Genomic DNA, 15,336 nt, shown 5'->3' with positions numbered 1-15,336 from the left:
CGGCCCGACGACAGTGAGGACGATCATGGGATTCCTGGACCGGCTCTTCGGCGGCGGCGATCGCGACCGCCGGCCGGCGCCGCCGGTGCCGGAGGCGCCGCACGGCGGCCCGCCGGCGCCGCAGCGGCAGCAGCTCACCGATGACGAGCTCGCGATCGAGCGCTACCGCTACCTGCTGCGCACCGCACCGCCCGAGTCGATCGAGGCCGTGCACGCCGAGGCGTTCGCCAAGCTCACGCCCGAGCAGCGGCAGCAGGTCTACCGGTCGCTCGCCGAGCAGGCGCCGACCGGCGAGCGGATCGCCGGCGACGACCCGCAGTCGCTCGCGCGCGCGGCGACGCGGCAGGAGCTCCGCCAGCCCGGCTCGATGGAGCGCGCCTTCGCGGGCTCCCATGGAGGGGGCGCGTACGGCCGCCAGGGCGGGCCGTCGTTCGGCTCGATGGTCGGCGGCTCGCTGCTCGGCACCGTCGCGGGCGTGGTGATCGGCTCGGCGATCGCCCAGGCGTTCCTGCCCGACCCGACCGGCTTCGACGCCGCGGGCTCCGAGGGTGCGGGCGACCCGGGCGCCGGCGAGAACGGCGCCGGCGATGCGGGCGCGGCCGATGCGGGCGCGGCCGACGCGGGCGGCGGCGACTGGGGCGGCGACTTCGGCGGCGGCGGCAATTTCGGCGGTGGCGACTTCGGCGGCGACTTCGGCTTCTGACCGGCCGGCGGGCCGCACTCCCGGCTCCGGGACGGCGGCGGACGTTAGGGTCGCAGCATGAGCAAGCAGGACGGCTCGTCACGGCAGATCACCACGGGGCCCGTCGACGACTCGGCGACCCCGATCCTACACGTCGACATGGATGCGTTCTTCGTCTCGGTCGAGCTGCTGCGCCGCCCCGAGTTGCGCGGTCGACCCGTGCTCGTCGGCGGTACCGCGGGCCGCGGCGTGGTCGCCGCGGCGAGTTACGAGGCCCGCCGGTACGGCGTGAACTCCGCGATGCCGATGTCGGTCGCGCTGCAGCGCTGCCCCGACGCCGTGGTGCTCCGCGGCGACTACGCCCGGTACGCCGAGTACTCCGAGCGCGTCATTTCGATCTTCCGAAGCCTGACCCCGCTCGTCGAGCCGCTCTCGATCGACGAGGCCTTCCTCGACGTGTCGGGCGCGCGGCGGCTGCACGGCACCCCGGCCGAGATCGCCTGGACGATCCGCCGCCGCGTGCGCGACGAGACGGGGCTGACGTGCTCGGTGGGCGTGGCCGCGAGCAAGTACGTCGCGAAGGTCGCGTCGGGCCGGGCCAAGCCCGACGGCATGCTCGTGGTGCCCGCGACCGAGACGACGGAGTTCCTGCACCCGCTGCCCGTCTCCGCGCTGTGGGGCGTGGGGCGGGTGACCGAGGAGTCGCTCCTGAGGCTCGGGCTCCGCACGGTCGGCGACGTGGCCGGGATGCCCGTCGAAGCGCTCGAGCGAGCGGTGGGTCCGGCCCTCGCCGCGCGGCTCACGCAGCTCGCGAACGGCATCGACCCGCGCGACGTCGAGACCCGCCGCGTCGAGAAGAGCATCGGGCACGAGACGACCTTCGACCACGACCTGGTCGATCGCGACGACATCGCGCGCGAGCTGCTGCGATTGGCCACCGACGTGGGCGTGCGCCTCCGCCGGGCGGACGTCGTCGCCCGCACGGTCACGCTGAAGCTGCGGTACGGCGACTTCACGACCGTCACGCGCTCGCGCACCCTCGCCGAGCCGACGGATGTCGCGCGCCGCATCTACGACGAGGCGCTCGTCCTGCTCGGCGAGCTGGTCGGAGACGGGAGGCGGGTCCGGCTGGTCGGGGTGCGGGCCGAGCAGCTGCGCCCCGCCGGCTCGGGCGCACCGCTGTGGGACCCCGACGAGGAGTGGCGCGACGCCGAGCGGACCATCGACGCGGTCGCGCGGCGCTTCGGTCGGGGCGCGGTGCGCCCGGCCGCGCTCGTGCGACGCGGCGCGCCCGGGCCGCTCCCGACCTCCGGCGCTGGATGGGAACGGGAGGAGCCGGCCGACAGGGCCGATCCCGGCGAACCGCTGCCGCCCGGACCACGCGCGCTCCCGTGACGCGCCACTCCGCGTCATCCGTCAAGGCCTTTCGACGGCGCACGGGCGCGAGTACCGTGGCCGCATGGCTGATTTCGTGCTCGAACTCGCAGACAAGGTCGCCGGAGTCGGCGTCCGCACTTCCTACGCGGACAAGGTCCAGGTGGGCGGTGCCGAGATCGTGCCCGTCGCGCTCGGGGCCTACGGCTTCGGCGGTGGGTCCGGCAAGGACGACCAGCAGGGGGAGGGCTCCGGCGGGGGCGGCGGCGGCTGGTCCGTGCCGCTCGGCGCCTACATCAGCCGGGGCGGCGACGTGCGGTTCGAGCCGAACCTGCTCGGACTGCTGATCGTCGCGATCCCGCTCGTCGCGGCCACGGGCAAGGCGCTGAAGCTCGTCATCCGCGCGCTCAAGCGCTGATCGCGTCGACCCGACGCCCGCCGACCCACGGTCGTCGGCGGGCGTATACTCGTGCTCGAACACGGGAGTCCGGTGAGCCGGGCTGAGAGGAAGGTTCTCAACCTTCGACCGTCGAACCTGATCTGGGTCATGCCAGCGCAGGGAGGGCAGAGATTCTCATCTCCCGTGCCGCTTTCCACGAGACGAAAGGGCACGACAGTGCACGAGACATCCATCGGAACCGAGACCGCCGGGCAGGGCGACGCCGAGATCCACGCGGCTGAGGGCGCCGCGGGCGCGAGCGCTCGCCGCACGCGCTGGCGCGTGGTCGACATCGTCGTCGCGAGCGTCATCGGCGTCGCGACCGGACTGGTGTTCCTGATCTGGAACAACGTCGGGTACGCGTGGTTCAGCGCCGCCGACGCGCTCACGCCCGGCCTCGGCGGCATCGCGGTCGGGATCTGGTTGATCGGCGGCGTGCTCGGCGGGCTCATCATCCGCAAGCCCGGCGCCGCGCTGTACGTCGAGCTGCTCGCCGCGATGGTGTCCGCGCTCATCGGCAACCAGTGGGGCGTCGAGACGCTCTACTCGGGCCTCGCGCAGGGGCTCGGCGCCGAACTCGTCTTCCTCGCCACGGGATACCGCCGGTTCGGCGTCGTGACGGCGATGCTCGCCGGCGCGGCCGCCGGGCTCGGCGCCTGGGCCCTCGAGCTGCTCACCTCGGGCAACCTGCAGAAGTCGGCCGAGTTCCTCTTCCTCTACCTCGGCACGCTCGTCGTGTCGGGCGCGCTCCTCGCCGGCCTCCTCGGCTGGCTGGTCGTGCGGGCCCTCGCCGCGACCGGCGCCCTGCACCGGTTCGGCGCCGGACGGGACGTCGCGGAACGGGTCTGACGAGTGCGCCACCTCGATGCCGGCGCCGGCCCCGCCCGGGTGGATGCCACCGGGTGGGGCTGGCGCCACGCCGGTCGCCGGCGCGCGGCGCTGGACGGACTGGACCTGCGGATCCACGCGGGCGAGCGCGTGCTGCTGCTCGGGCCGTCCGGCTCGGGCAAGTCCACGCTGCTCCACGCCCTCGCCGGGGTCCTCGGCGGCGACGACGAGGGCGAGCAGTGGGGCGAGCTGCGCATCGACGGGCGCCGGGCACCCGACGCCCGGGGCAGGGCCGGGCTGGTGCTGCAGGATCCGGACTCGCAGGTCATCCTCGCCCGGGTCGGCGACGACGTCGCGTTCGGTTGCGAGAACCTCGGCGTTCCTCGCGATGAGACGTGGCGCCGGGTCGCCGCAGCGCTCGAGGCCGTGGGCCTCGACCTGCCGCTCGACCACCCGACCTCGCGGCTCTCGGGCGGGCAGAAGCAGCGGCTCGCGCTCGCGGGCGCCATCGCGATGCGGCCGGGCCTGCTGCTCCTCGACGAGCCCACGGCGAACCTCGACCCCGACGGCGTCGCGGAGGTGCGCGAGGCGGTCGGCCGCGTGCTCGAGCGCACGGGCTCCACGCTCGTCGTCGTGGAGCACCGGGTCGACGTCTGGCTCGACCTCGTCGACCGCGTCGTCGTACTGGGCCGCGACGGACGGCTCCTCGCGGACGGCGACTCCGACGAGGTGCTGGCGGAACGCCGTGCGGAGCTCGCGGCCGCAGGCGTCTGGGTCCCGGGCGTCCCGCTCGACGTCCCGGATGCACCGGATGCCGTGAGCGAGGGGACGGCTCCGATCCTCTTCGCCCGCGACCTCGCCATCGGCCGACCGCGCACGCCCGTGCTGCACGCCGGGCTGGATGTCGACCTGCCCGCCGCATCCTCGACCGTGCTCACGGGCCCGAACGGGGCCGGCAAGTCGACGCTCGCGCTCACGCTGGGCGGCCTCCTGCCGCCGCGCGGCGGCGCGGTGGTGGCGACGGCGCCGCTGGCCCGCGGCGTCGCCGACGCCCCGGTGCGGTGGCGTTCGCGCGACCTGCTCACGCGGATCGGCACGGTCTTCCAGGAGCCCGAACACCAGTTCGTCGCGGCCACGGTCCGGGACGAGCTCGCGGTGGGTCCCCGCGCACTGGGCCTCGCCGACGCCGAGGCGGCGGCGCGCGTGGACGAGATCATGCAGCGACTGCGGCTCGACCACCTAGCCGCGGCGAATCCGTTCACGCTCTCGGGCGGTGAGGCGCGACGGCTGTCCGTCGGCGCCGTCCTCGCGACGCGCCCTGACCTCGTGATCCTCGACGAGCCGACCTTCGGACAGGATCGGCTGGGTTGGATCGAGCTCGTGCGCCTGCTGCACGAACTCGTCGACGCCGGTACGACGCTGCTGTCGGTCACGCACGACGCGGCGTTCCGGGCGGCGCTCGGCGCGCGTCGCATCGAGCTCGGGCTCGCACGGCCCCGGGTGGAGAGCCTGCCGTGAACGCCGTCGACCCGGCGTCGGACCGGCCGGTGCCCCGGCTCCGATTCATCGACCGCACCAATCCCGCGACGCGGCTGGCGGCGGCGATGGTGCTCACGACACCCCTGCTCGTGACGGTCGACTGGGTGAGCGCCGCGATCGCACTGGTCATCGAGGTGGTGCTGTTCGCCGCGGCCGGGGTCACGCCCGCCCTGCTCGTACGACGCACCTGGCCCATCCTGCTGGCCGCGCCGGTCGCCGGACTCAGCATGCTGCTCTACGGCCGGCCCGAGGGGACCGTGTACTGGGAGTTCTGGCTGGCCCGCGTCTCGGACGGCTCGATCGAGCTCGCGATCGCCGTCTCGGTGCGGGTCCTCGCGATCGGCCTTCCCGCTGCGCTGCTCTTCCTGCGCGTCGATCCGACCGATCTCGCCGACGGCCTCGCGCAGGTCTGGCGGTTGCCGGCCCGCTTCGTGCTGGGCGCGCTCGCGGCCACTCGCCTCGTGGGGCTCTTCATCGACGACTGGCGCGCGATGGCGCTCTCGCGTCGCGCGCGCGGCATCGGCGACCACGGCGCCGTTCGGCGTGCCGCGACGATGGCGTTCGCCCTGCTCGTGCTCGCCATCCGACGCGGGTCGAAGCTGGCGACGGCGATGGAGGCGCGCGGGTTCGGCGCCGACGGCACCCGCACCTGGGCCCGGCCCTCGCGCGTCGGGGCACGGGACGCGCTCCTCGTGGCGATCGCCGCGGCGATCGCGGCGGTCGCGATCGCCGGGTCCGTGTGGGCCGGCGCGTTCCATCCGGTGTGGGCGTGAGGGCGGCGCGGGCGGTCTCGCTCGATCCTGCCGTCGAGGCCGTGCGCCGCGCCGCGGCCAGGTCGCGGCATCCGCTCGTGCTCGTCGACGGGCCGAGCGGCGCCGGAAAGACGACGTTCGCCGAGGCGCTGCAACGCGCGTGGCCCGGCCGCCCGCCGCGACTCGTGCGCGTCGACGAGGCCGTCCCCGGATGGCGCGGGCTGCATCGCGGCGCGCTCGAGGTCGGGCGATCGCTCCTCGTCGCGCACGCACGCGGCGCGTCCGGGGTCGTGCACCGGTGGGACTGGGACGCGGACGGACCCGGGGCGGTCGTGCGGATGCCACCCGGCCGGCCGCTGATCGTGGAGGGCTGCGGCGCGTTCCTCGCGGGTCTCGGCCGGCCCGACGCGGTCCGCGTCTGGATGGATGCGCCGTACGCCGTCCGTCGTCGCCGTGCGCTCGACCGCGACCGTGGCGCCTTCGATCCGCACTGGGACGGCTGGGAGGCCGACTGGCGCCGCCATCTCGGCCGGAGCGGGATCGGCCGGCCGGCCGGCCTCGTGGTGCGGCTCGGCGATCGCGCCGGCGCGCACCCGAGGACCGGCGCCGCGCGCCGGGATGACCGAGCGCCGCTCGCCGACTACGGTGGGGACATGGCAGATGCAGCGGCCGCGACCTACGTGGCGGAGTTCATCGACGGGCCCCTCGAGGGCGACTTCGAGCAGCGTTCACTCGTGCAGGGCGAGCCGGAGAAGCGCGTCGGCATGGTCGCCGCGGTCGACGGTCTCGAGTCCCTGTTCTGGTACGACGCGGTCGACCAGCGCGAGGTGAACGGCCAGGTCCGGGTGCGCTTCCGCTTCGACGCCGACGATTCGGACCCGGTCGAGCACGACGACGAGAACGACTGACGTCGCGGGCGATCAGTCCGCGAGGAACGCCCCGACGATCGCGGCGGGATTGGCCAGGCGCCAGAGCGGGCCGGGGTCGGTGATCGGCTCGGCGAGCTCGAGCACCGAGCTGACCTCGCGATCGCCGATCCGGACGGTCACCTCGCCGACCTCGCGCCCGGCGGGCGCGGTGGTGAACGGCGTCACGTCGACGGACGCCGCCTCCGGGACGGCGCCCCACGCGGCATCCGTGCGCCCGGCGACCGCGACGAGCTCGGCGCGATCGCCCCACGCGGAAACCGCCTCGCCGTAGCTCGCGCCCACGGGGATCACCTCGATGGGCGTCGACGCGGCCTGCATGCCCTCGACCGCCGCCAGGACGGCCGGATCGAGCGTCTCGTACGAATCGATCCCCGTCATCGCCCCGACCATGCGCGCCGGCGCGTCGCCCGCGAGCTCGCTGGTGAACACGAACGACAGCAGCGCCTGATCGGTGTAGCTGCGCGTGATCGAGCGGATGCCGTCGCCCTCGAGGTGCGCGACGACGTCGGGCACCCGACGATCGGTCGTCGCCGACGGGCCTCCACCCTCGAGCAGGGGGCCGAGCGTCGGCTCCGCCATGGTGAGCGCGGCGAGCCTCGTGAGCTCGGTCGCCGTGCCCACGTTGTCGCCGGAGAGCCCGGTCGCGTCCGTCACGCGGAGCGTCTCGAATCCCTGGGCCTCGAGCCAGGCGTTCGCCTCGACCACGTAGTTCTCGAGGTTGCCGAAGGCCCAGCGCGCGAGCGTGTCGGCGTGGTTGTTGCTCGACGCGAGCAGGACCGCGCGCACCACGTCGCGCTGGCTCCAGCTCTCACCCGGGGAGACGGGAAGCGCCCGCGAGCCCTCCTCGGCGTACCGCAGGTAGTCGGTGTAGTCCTCGGGCCCGATCCGGATGGCCGGACCGCGTTCGCCCTCGGCGATGGGAAGTGCGTCGAGCGTCGCCAGCACGGTCACGAGCTTCGCGGCGCCGCCGATCGGCGCCGGGCCCTCATCAGCGGATGCCGCGACGAGCTCGGCCTCGCCGTCGTCGCCGACGAGCGCCACGGCCGACGCACCCGCCTCGAGGAGCGTGACGGGTGCGGCCGCGGGCTCGGCGGGTGCGGCCTCGGCGGTGCGGATCTCGACCTCGGGGAGCGGCCCGAGCAGCATCGCGGGCGCGTAGACGCCGACGGCGAGGATCGCGAGCGTGCCGAGCGCGATGCCGACGCCGCGGGCGGGGGAGGGGCTCATGCGGAACAGGCTAACGCGGCGGCGGTCACGCCCAGCCCAGCTCGTGCAGCCGGTCGTCGTCGATGCCGTAGTAGTGCGCGATCTCGTGCACGAGCGTGACGTGGATCTCGTCCCGGAGCTGCTCCTCGTCGTCGGCGACGGCGAGGAGCGGTTCGCGGTAGAGCACGATGCGGTCGGGCATCTCGCCGAACCCGTAGCGGTCCCGCTCGGTCAGCGCGGTGCCCTCGTAGAGCCCGAGCAGGTCGAGCGAGCCGTCCTCGGGCCGGTCCTCGACCACGAACACGACGTTGTCGAGCCCGTCGACCATGTCGTCCGGGAGCCGGTCGAGCTCATCGACGACGAGCTTCTCGAAGGCCTCGGCGTCGAGATCCACGGCGACTCCGATCGGGAGGTGCTTGGGGTGAGTAACGGGGCTTGAACCCGCGACCTCCTGGACCACAACCAGGCGCTCTACCGACTGAGCTATACCCACCATGTGCGACCGCTTGCGCGATTGCAACCATACGAGGTTACACCACGTCGGGGGTGGTCGATGACACCTCGGCCGCCGCGGGGGCACCGACGGGAGCCGGCGGCGCGGCGTCGGCGAGGATCTCGGCGGCGATCGCCTGCAGCTCGGGGCTCGACGGTCCGGGGTCGGCCACGAAGACCGCCCGACGGTAGTACTGGAGTTCGCGGATCGACTCGAGGATGTCGGCCAGCGCGCGGTGCCCGCCATCCTTCGCCGGCGCGTTGAAGTAGGCGCGGGGGTACCAGCGCTTGGCCAGCTCCTTGATGGACGAGACGTCGACGTTGCGGTAGTGCAGGTGCGCGTCGAGCCTCGGCATGAACTTCGAGATGAACGCGCGGTCGGTGCCGATCGAGTTGCCGGCGAGCGGGGCCTTCTGCTCGTCGGGTACATGCTTCAGCACGTACTCGAGCACCTCGTATTCCGCCTCGGCGACCGAGACGCCGTTCGGGATCTCCTCGATCAGGCCGGAGTCGGTGTGCATCGCGCGGACGAAGTCGCCCATCGACTCGAGCGCGCTCGCGTCGGGCCTGATCACGATGTCGAGCCCGGCGTCGACGGGGTTCAGGTCGTAGTCGGTGATGACCACCGCGATCTCGACGAGCTCGTCGACCTCGAGGTCGAGCCCGGTCATCTCGCAGTCGATCCAGACCAGTCGGTCGCTCGAGGATGCCATGCCGCGAGTCTAACCGCGTGCTCCGACACCGACCCGTCCACCGCGCGGCGGCGGTGGCGTGCCTCGCCGGCGAGGGGCTCCGCGACGCGCTGCGGTATCGTGGTGGCGATCGGCCCTCGTAGCTCAGCGGATAGAGCAGGAGCCTTCTAATCTCTTGGTCGCAGGTTCGATTCCTGCCGAGGGCGCCGAGGATTCCCCGTCCCGACGCTGAGTGCGACGAGCGGATAGAGCAGCACCGACAGCAGCCCGGCTCCGACGAGCGCGGCGGCCATGCCGGAGTCCAGGTCGCCGGCGTCGACGCCCAGGGCCGTCACGGCCACGATGATCGGCAGTCCCGTGGCCGCGAAGAAGCCCGTCGCGACCCGCTCGCGCGGGCTCGAGCCCCGCGGGGCGAAGAGGGCCGCGGGAACGCCTCGGGTGACGAGCAGCAGGATCGTGAAGATGGGCAGGAGCACGAGGGTCCGCACGTCGGAGGCGAGCGATGCGAGGTCGAACGTGATGCCGGTGTTGATGAAGAAGACGGGGACCAGCAGGCCGAACCCCACCGCCTCGATCTTCGCCTCCGTGATCTCGGCCTCGCGCTCGGATGCGCCCTGGAGGAGGAGCTTCCCGAGCACTCCCGCGGCGAATGCCCCGAGGAGCATGTCGACCCCGAGGAAGATCGACAGTGCGACCAGCCCGAGGAGCACGAACATCACCAGTCGCACCACGAACTGGCCGCTCGTGTGCAGGCTCGCCTCGATCGCACGATGCAGCCGCACGCCGTCGCCACGTGCCGCGAAGAACATGAGCACGCCGGCCACGACGGCGAAGGCGAGCAGCACCAGTGCGGCGTGCAGCGGAGTCCGGCCGCTGAGGAACAGCGAGATCGCGAGCAGGGGCCCGAACTCGCCGACGGCGCCCACGGCGAGGATCGACACGCCGAACCGGGTCCCCAGCATGCCGGAGTCCCGGAGGATCGGGAGCAGCGCGCCGAGCGCGGTCGACGCCAGGGCCACGCCCACGAAGACGGCGCCTGCTCCGGGCTCGATGAGGACGCCCAGGGCCAGGCCGAGTGCGATCGAGACCGCCCATCCGACGCCGGCTCGGATGATCGGCGTGCCGCGGATCGCCTGGAAGTCGATCTCGCGGCCGGCCAGGTAGAAGAGCATCGCGAGGCCGAAGTCCGCGAACAGGGCGATGAAGTCGTCCTCGCGGACCCAGCCGAGGACCGCCGGGCCGAGCAGGAGCCCGAGGAGGATCTCGAAGACCACGAGCGGGACGGCGAGCCACCGGCCCACGGCCCGGGCCGTGAGCGGTGCCAGCGCGGCGATCGCCGGCACGAGGACCAGGGTCGGCACGTCGACCTCCACGCGGAGCCCCCTTCGTCGCGTGCTCGAATGGTATCGGGAAGCGGACCCTCGCGGCCGGTTCCCAGCGCCGCGTCATCCGCTCGTCGCATGCGTGTCGTAGTGTCGTGGCATGCGCGACCTCCAGGCCCGGATCATCGAAGAACTGCACGTCGAGCCCGCGATCGACCCGGCCGAGCAGGTGCGGCGGCGGATCGACTTCCTGAAGCGCTACCTCGTGGCATCCGGTGCCGCGGGCCTCGTCCTCGGCATCAGCGGCGGACAGGACTCGAGCCTCGCCGGCCGGCTCTGCCAGCTCGCGGTCGACGAACTCGCCGCCGAGGGCCGACCCGCCCGGTTCGTCGCCGTCCGCCTGCCCTACGGCGTCCAGCGCGATGAGGACGACGCCCGTTTGGCGCTCGAGTTCATCCGCCCCGCCGAGGTGATCGACTTCGACATCAAGGGCGGCGTCGACGGCCTCGCGACCGACTTCGCCGACGCCGTGGGCACGCCGATCAGCGATTTCGGCAAGGGCAACGTCAAGGCGCGCATGCGCATGATCGCCCAGTACGCGCTGGCGGGCGAGGGCGGCCTGCTCGTCGTGGGCACCGACCACGCCGCCGAGGCGGTGACGGGGTTCTTCACCAAGTTCGGCGACGGCGGGGCCGACCTGCTGCCCCTCTCGGGCCTCACGAAGCGCCAGGGCCGCGCGCTCATGCGGCACCTCGGCGCGCCCGAGCGGTTGTACACCAAGGTGCCGACGGCCGACCTGCTCGATCACGACCCCGGCCAGGCCGACGAGGCGAACCTCGGGCTCGCCTACGCCGACATCGACGCGTTCCTCGAGGGCGACGAGATCGACGCCGAGGTCGCCGAGCGCATCGAGGCGCGGTTCCTGCAGACGCGTCACAAGCGCGCCGAACCCGTGACGCCGTTCGACGGATGGTGGCAGGGCGCCTGACGCCAGGCGCCGGATCAGCGGCGGGCTTCGGTGCCCTCGGCGTCGGAACCGCCCTCGGCGTTCACCGCGAACGGCGACGGGCCCGGGTTCGTGTCCGCATCGGCCTCGGACGGCGCCGCCTCGCTCGGCCGCTCGATCAGGGGCGACGGCACGTACCGCTCGTGGTGCTGCTCGGCCACCCAGGAGTCCTGCTGGGCGACGACGGCCTGATCGGGGTCGTTGCGCTGCGCACGCCAGCGGTCGAGGTCGTTCCTGAAGTCGCGTCGGGTTCGTGACGGATGACGCTGCCACTCCAGCAGCCGCTCGCGGAACTCGACGACGGCGGGGTCGAGCTGGTAGCCGAACGTCGCCGAGGCGCGCTTGAGCTCGTGCAGCTGGTGGGACGCCCAGTCGGCCGCGACATCGGCGCCGCGGATCGGAAGCAGCCGGACCTGGATGTCCGCCTGGCCCACGGCCCGGTCGGAGAGCACCTGCTCCTGCGGGGTCAGCGAGTTCCACACGGACGCCTCGGTGGCCGCGTCGATGAGCGCGGCGACCGCCGAGTTGCGCAGTTCGCGATCGCGCTGGCGGACGAGCCCGCGCACCGCGCGCCGGGCGATCCATGCCGACAGGAGCCCGGCCGCGATGACCGCGACGAACAGGACGGCGGCCGTGAACAGCCACGGGCGAGCGGCGTCCGAGATGAGCCAGGCGACGAAGTCATTCCACCACTGCATGAGCGCAGGCTAGCCCCGGCGATCGGTCGCCGACGGCAGGCGCGACGGCGTGCCTCACCGCGAGTCGGCCGCGGTGGCCGCGAGGCGCTGACCGGCGAGGTCGGCGTCCATCGCGGCATCCGATCGCGCCGTCTGCGCCAGGATGATCGCCGCCAGCACGACGCACGCGCCCGCGAACTGGAACGGATCGAGCGCCTGCCCGAGCCACGCCCACGCGAAGGCGAAGGCGAAGACGACCTCGGACGACGCCGCGATGCCGACCGCGGTCGCCGACAGGCGACGGAGCGCGAGGAACGACAGCAGGAACGGCGCGAACGAGCCGAGCACGGCGTTCCACGCGATGAGGATCCACAGCGGCACCGACACGGCCTCGAGTGCGCCGTCGAGCGACGTCGTCGCACCGAGCAGGACGGGATCGAGCCGCCACCATCCGCTGAACAGGGCCCAGAAGAGGGTGGCGAACCCCATCGACCAGAAGGCGACGGCCATGGGCGAGGTCGTGGCGACCTGCCGCTCGCCGACGAGGAAGTAGACCGTGAGCGTCGCCGCCGCCGCGAGCCCGAACAGCACGCCGACCGGATCGAGCTCGGTACCGCCGGGCCGCGCCACGAGGGCGAGTCCCGCGAGGACGAGTCCGATCGCGATCCACAGCCGCCCCTTGACGCGCTCGCCGAAGAACGCCCGCGCGATCACCGCGACGGCGAGCACGGCGAGGTATTCGAGCAGCAGCGCGATGCCCACCGGCAGCAGCTTGATGGCCATGGCATAGGTCCACTGGAGCAGTGCCACGCCGGCGACGCCGAGCACGGCCATGACGCCGAGCTGGCGTCGCGTGATCCGGAAGGCGGCGCGATCGGTCGCCGCGAGCCAGGCGCCGGCGATGAGGCAGACCGACAGGACGCGGATGAACGTCAGCTGCGCCGGATCCACGCCCGCGTCGACGATCACTCGCGTGACACTGCCGTTGAGACCGAACAGCAGCGCGGCGGTCAGGGCGTGGACGTACCCCATCTCAGCCGAGCACGGTGCCGTGCGCGGCGTGCGGCTCGATGGCCTCGATCTCGTCGTCGGTGAGCGGCGCGGCGTCGAGCGCCGCGACGTTCTGCTCGAGCTGGGCGACGCTCGACGCGCCGATGAGCGCGCTCGCGACCTGGGGCACGCGCAGCACCCACGACAGGGCGAGCTGGGCGAGCGACTGTCCGCGCGCGGCGGCGACCTCGTTCAACGCGCGGGCGCGCGCGAGGTAGTCCTCGCTGATGCGGTCGGCCGGGAGGAAGTGGCTCGTCGCGGCACGCGAGCCCGCGGGCACGTCGCCGGCCAGGTAGCGGTCGGTGAGCAGCCCCTGCGCGAGCGGCGAGAAGACGATGGCCGAGGCGCCGACCTCGTCGAGCGCGGGGAACAGGCCGTCCTCGATGGTCCGGTCGAACATCGAGTACCGCGGCTGGTGGATCGTGAGCGGCACGCCCTCGGCGGCCAGCGCCGCGGCGGCCGCGCGCGTCTGGTCGGGCGAGTAGTTCGAGATGCCCGCGTAGAGCGCCTTGCCCTGCCGCACCGCGTGGGCGAGGGCCCCCATGGTCTCCTCGATCGGCGTCTCGGGGTCGGGGCGGTGGGAGTAGAAGACGTCGACGTAGTCGAGCCCGAGCCGGCCGAGGCTCCGGTCGAGCGAGGCGAGGAGGTTCTTGCGCGACCCCCACTCGCCGTACGGGCCGTCCCACATCAGGTAGCCGGCCTTCGACGACACGATGAGCTCGTCGCGGTAGGGCTTCAGGTCGGTGGCCAGCAGGCGGCCGAAGTTCTCCTCGGCGCTGCCGGGAGGGGGACCGTAGTTGTTCGCCAGGTCGAAGTGCGTGATGCCGAGGTCGAACGCCCGGCGGACGATCGCACGCTGCGTGTCGAGCGGACGGTGGTGGCCGAAGTTGTGCCAGAGGCCCAGCGAGAGCGCAGGGAGCTTGAGTCCGCTGCGCCCGATCCGGTTGTAGGTCATGCGGTCGTAGCGGTCTGCGGCGGCGACGAAGGTCATGCGGTTAGCCTATGGCGATGGAGAGCTTCGTTCTGGCCGGCGGCTGCTTCTGGTGCCTCGATGCCGTCTACCGCACGCTCCGGGGCGTGCACGACGTGGTGTCCGGATACACCGGCGGCTCGCTGCCGAATCCTTCGTACGAGTTGGTCTGCACGGGGGCCACGGGCCATGCCGAGGCGGTCCGCGTCGAGTTCGACCCCGACGTGGTCCCGCGCGAGGTGATCCTCGACGTGTTCTTCACGCTGCACGACCCGACCCAGCTGAACCGGCAGGGGGCGGATGTCGGCACGCAGTACCGTTCCGCGATGTTCTTCCAGGGCGACCGGCAGCGCGAGCTCTTCGAGCAGGCGCGCGACCGGGCCGCCGACTGGTGGCCGGGCGACGTCGTCACCACGATCGAGCCCCTCGGCGAGTTCTTCCGCGCCGAGGAGTACCACCAGGACTTCTTCGCCAAGAACCCCGGCCAGGGCTACTGCCTCGCCGTCGCGCTGCCCAAGGTGAACAAGATCCGCCGTTCGTACGCCGACTACATCGTGGCCTGACCGCTCCTCCCCAACCGCCTCCGCTGATCGCGTCGGCACCGTGTTCGGCCACGCCCGACGGAGGCCGCGTCGTCCGCGCCACGCTGTCGTCAGCGGCATCCGGGGTCGTTCCGGCACGAGGGCCCCGGATGCCGCGAGCCGCCGATTCGCGGCGGCGTCGACCGTGAGGAGCACCGACATGACCGACCTCGTGACCGTGACCGGATTCGTGGGCAACGACCCGCGCCACAACGTCACCGGCGCCGGACTGGCGATCACCAACTTCCGACTGGCGTCCACCCGGCGCTACTTCGACCGCGCCAAGGGCGAGTGGGCCGACGGCGAGACCAACTGGTATTCGGTTGCGGCCTTCCGGCAGCTCGCGGTGAACGCCGCGGCGTCGATCTCGAAGGGCGACCGCGTCGTCGTCCACGGCCGCCTGCGCGTCCGCCCGTGGGAGACGGGCGAGAAGACCGGCACCGCCGTCGAGATCGACGCGGAGTCGATCGGTCACGACCTCTCCTGGGGCCGCACGACGGTCACGCGGACCGCGGCCGCCCGGGCCGTCGACGCGGAGGCACCGGCGGAGGGCGACTCGGCGCAGCCGGACCTCGCCGATGCATGGGCCCGGCCCGGCGCCGGCGCAGCTTGGCCGGGTGCGGACGACGCGACATCGCTCCGCACGTCGCCCGAGGCCGGTGCGGGCGCCGGAGCCGACGTGGGCGAGCGGGTCGACGGGCCCGTCGAGGCGACGGATGCCGGGTCGTCCCTCGAGGAGCTCCGCGTCGCGGGATGAGGCGCGGCACGAGGCGGGATCGGCCGGCCTGCGGGTTCGC

The 15,336-nt window shown here is 73.2% G+C and carries 17 protein-coding genes, 2 tRNA genes and 1 riboswitch; of the genes, 11 read left to right on the top strand and 8 right to left on the bottom strand.

Annotated features, from left to right (window positions below; translation table 11 throughout):
* Positions 1-25: 25 nt before the first annotated feature.
* The 7 genes from WBQ80_RS02740 (at position 26) to WBQ80_RS02710 (ending at position 6,522) form a co-directional block, all read left to right on the top strand.
* A complete protein-coding gene (locus WBQ80_RS02740) occupies positions 26-703 on the top strand; it encodes a hypothetical protein (protein WP_336570978.1) in 678 nt (225 codons plus the stop codon).
* Positions 704-760: 57 nt separating this feature from the next.
* Positions 761-2,077, top strand: coding sequence for a DNA polymerase IV (locus tag WBQ80_RS02735; RefSeq protein ID WP_336570977.1), 1,317 nt, complete (start codon positions 761-763; stop codon positions 2,075-2,077).
* Between the two features lie 64 nt (positions 2,078-2,141).
* On the top strand, positions 2,142-2,474 hold the full coding sequence (locus tag WBQ80_RS02730) for a hypothetical protein (protein ID WP_336570976.1): 333 nt from the start codon (positions 2,142-2,144) through the stop codon (positions 2,472-2,474).
* A 51-nt stretch (positions 2,475-2,525) separates the two neighbouring features.
* Positions 2,526-2,635: riboswitch (TPP riboswitch) on the top strand.
* Positions 2,636-2,723: 88 nt separating this feature from the next.
* Positions 2,724-3,344, top strand: coding sequence for an ECF transporter S component (locus tag WBQ80_RS02725; protein ID WP_442892672.1), 621 nt, complete (start codon positions 2,724-2,726; stop codon positions 3,342-3,344).
* A 3-nt stretch (positions 3,345-3,347) separates the two neighbouring features.
* On the top strand, positions 3,348-4,841 hold the full coding sequence (locus WBQ80_RS02720; protein WP_337282454.1) for an ABC transporter ATP-binding protein: 1,494 nt from the start codon (positions 3,348-3,350) through the stop codon (positions 4,839-4,841).
* Positions 4,838-5,635, top strand: a complete 798-nt coding sequence (locus WBQ80_RS02715) for an energy-coupling factor transporter transmembrane component T family protein (RefSeq protein WP_336570966.1) — start codon at positions 4,838-4,840, stop codon at positions 5,633-5,635. Before WBQ80_RS02720 ends, WBQ80_RS02715 begins: the two co-directional genes overlap by 4 nt.
* The gene (locus WBQ80_RS02710) at positions 5,632-6,522 is read left to right on the top strand and encodes a hypothetical protein (protein ID WP_336570965.1); all 891 of its coding nucleotides are present in this window, start codon (positions 5,632-5,634) and stop codon (positions 6,520-6,522) included. Before WBQ80_RS02715 ends, WBQ80_RS02710 begins: the two co-directional genes overlap by 4 nt.
* Positions 6,523-6,534: 12 nt before the next feature.
* Here the strand turns inward: WBQ80_RS02710 and WBQ80_RS02705 are convergent, their stop codons facing one another.
* The 4 genes from WBQ80_RS02705 to orn form a co-directional block, all read right to left on the bottom strand.
* Positions 6,535-7,770, bottom strand: a complete 1,236-nt coding sequence (locus WBQ80_RS02705; RefSeq protein ID WP_336570964.1) for a hypothetical protein — start codon at positions 7,768-7,770, stop codon at positions 6,535-6,537.
* 25 nt (positions 7,771-7,795) lie between these two features.
* Positions 7,796-8,143 (bottom strand): metallopeptidase family protein, encoded by a 348-nt coding sequence (locus tag WBQ80_RS02700; protein WP_336570963.1) that lies wholly within the window; start codon positions 8,141-8,143, stop codon positions 7,796-7,798.
* Between the two features lie 23 nt (positions 8,144-8,166).
* A tRNA-His gene (locus WBQ80_RS02695) sits at positions 8,167-8,242 on the bottom strand.
* Between the two features lie 37 nt (positions 8,243-8,279).
* Positions 8,280-8,954 (bottom strand): oligoribonuclease, encoded by a 675-nt coding sequence (orn, locus tag WBQ80_RS02690; RefSeq protein ID WP_336570962.1) that lies wholly within the window; start codon positions 8,952-8,954, stop codon positions 8,280-8,282.
* A gap of 112 nt (positions 8,955-9,066) precedes the next feature.
* On the opposite strand from orn, the gene WBQ80_RS02685 reads away from it, so the two are divergent.
* Positions 9,067-9,139 (top strand) — tRNA-Arg (locus WBQ80_RS02685).
* On the opposite strand, the gene WBQ80_RS02680 is transcribed toward WBQ80_RS02685, so the two are convergent.
* A complete protein-coding gene (locus WBQ80_RS02680; protein ID WP_337282471.1) occupies positions 9,101-10,276 on the bottom strand; it encodes a cation:proton antiporter in 1,176 nt (391 codons plus the stop codon). The two genes, WBQ80_RS02685 and WBQ80_RS02680, sit on opposite strands and share 39 nt — an antisense overlap.
* 139 nt (positions 10,277-10,415) lie before the next feature.
* On the opposite strand from WBQ80_RS02680, the gene nadE reads away from it, so the two are divergent.
* Positions 10,416-11,243: an ammonia-dependent NAD(+) synthetase gene (nadE, locus tag WBQ80_RS02675; protein ID WP_336570961.1), complete on the top strand. Its 828-nt coding sequence runs from the start codon at positions 10,416-10,418 to the stop codon at positions 11,241-11,243.
* A 14-nt stretch (positions 11,244-11,257) separates the two neighbouring features.
* Here nadE and WBQ80_RS02670 read toward each other — a convergent pair whose 3' ends face one another.
* The 3 genes from WBQ80_RS02670 to WBQ80_RS02660 are packed head-to-tail and all read right to left on the bottom strand — an operon-like array spanning position 11,258 to position 13,979.
* Positions 11,258-11,959: a hypothetical protein gene (locus tag WBQ80_RS02670; RefSeq protein WP_336570960.1), complete on the bottom strand. Its 702-nt coding sequence runs from the start codon at positions 11,957-11,959 to the stop codon at positions 11,258-11,260.
* 54 nt (positions 11,960-12,013) lie between these two features.
* Entirely contained in the window at positions 12,014-12,970 is a 957-nt protein-coding gene (locus WBQ80_RS02665) for an EamA family transporter (protein ID WP_336570959.1), read from the bottom strand.
* Position 12,971: 1 nt separating this feature from the next.
* Positions 12,972-13,979 (bottom strand): aldo/keto reductase, encoded by a 1,008-nt coding sequence (locus tag WBQ80_RS02660; protein ID WP_336570958.1) that lies wholly within the window; start codon positions 13,977-13,979, stop codon positions 12,972-12,974.
* A gap of 17 nt (positions 13,980-13,996) precedes the next feature.
* On the opposite strand from WBQ80_RS02660, the gene msrA reads away from it, so the two are divergent.
* Positions 13,997-14,521: a peptide-methionine (S)-S-oxide reductase MsrA gene (gene msrA / locus WBQ80_RS02655; protein ID WP_336570957.1), complete on the top strand. Its 525-nt coding sequence runs from the start codon at positions 13,997-13,999 to the stop codon at positions 14,519-14,521.
* 178 nt (positions 14,522-14,699) lie between these two features.
* The gene (locus tag WBQ80_RS02650) at positions 14,700-15,296 is read left to right on the top strand and encodes a single-stranded DNA-binding protein (RefSeq protein WP_336570956.1); all 597 of its coding nucleotides are present in this window, start codon (positions 14,700-14,702) and stop codon (positions 15,294-15,296) included.
* Positions 15,297-15,336: the final 40 nt, after the last annotated feature.

The sequence above is a fragment of the Agromyces sp. CCNWLW213 genome (genome assembly GCF_037199545.1).
In the GTDB taxonomy this organism is placed as follows: Bacteria; Actinomycetota; Actinomycetes; order Actinomycetales; family Microbacteriaceae; genus Agromyces.
This window is presented reverse-complemented; position numbering and strand designations above follow the sequence as displayed.

What these genes read in the sequence shown, in the direction of transcription:
- WBQ80_RS02740 (WP_336570978.1), top strand. Translation starts at nt 26, where the DNA reads ATGGGATTCCTGGACCGGCTCTTCGGCGGCGGCGATCGCGACCGCCGG.
- WBQ80_RS02735 (WP_336570977.1), top strand. Translation starts at nt 761, where the DNA reads ATGAGCAAGCAGGACGGCTCGTCACGGCAGATCACCACGGGGCCCGTC.
- WBQ80_RS02730 (WP_336570976.1), top strand. Translation starts at nt 2,142, where the DNA reads ATGGCTGATTTCGTGCTCGAACTCGCAGACAAGGTCGCCGGAGTCGGC.
- WBQ80_RS02705 (WP_336570964.1), bottom strand. Translation starts at nt 7,770, where the DNA reads ATGAGCCCCTCCCCCGCCCGCGGCGTCGGCATCGCGCTCGGCACGCTC.
- orn (WP_336570962.1), bottom strand. Translation starts at nt 8,954, where the DNA reads ATGGCATCCTCGAGCGACCGACTGGTCTGGATCGACTGCGAGATGACC.
- nadE (WP_336570961.1), top strand. Translation starts at nt 10,416, where the DNA reads ATGCGCGACCTCCAGGCCCGGATCATCGAAGAACTGCACGTCGAGCCC.
- WBQ80_RS02670 (WP_336570960.1), bottom strand. Translation starts at nt 11,959, where the DNA reads ATGCAGTGGTGGAATGACTTCGTCGCCTGGCTCATCTCGGACGCCGCT.
- WBQ80_RS02665 (WP_336570959.1), bottom strand. Translation starts at nt 12,970, where the DNA reads ATGGGGTACGTCCACGCCCTGACCGCCGCGCTGCTGTTCGGTCTCAAC.
- WBQ80_RS02660 (WP_336570958.1), bottom strand. Translation starts at nt 13,979, where the DNA reads ATGACCTTCGTCGCCGCCGCAGACCGCTACGACCGCATGACCTACAAC.
- msrA (WP_336570957.1), top strand. Translation starts at nt 13,997, where the DNA reads ATGGAGAGCTTCGTTCTGGCCGGCGGCTGCTTCTGGTGCCTCGATGCC.
- WBQ80_RS02650 (WP_336570956.1), top strand. Translation starts at nt 14,700, where the DNA reads ATGACCGACCTCGTGACCGTGACCGGATTCGTGGGCAACGACCCGCGC.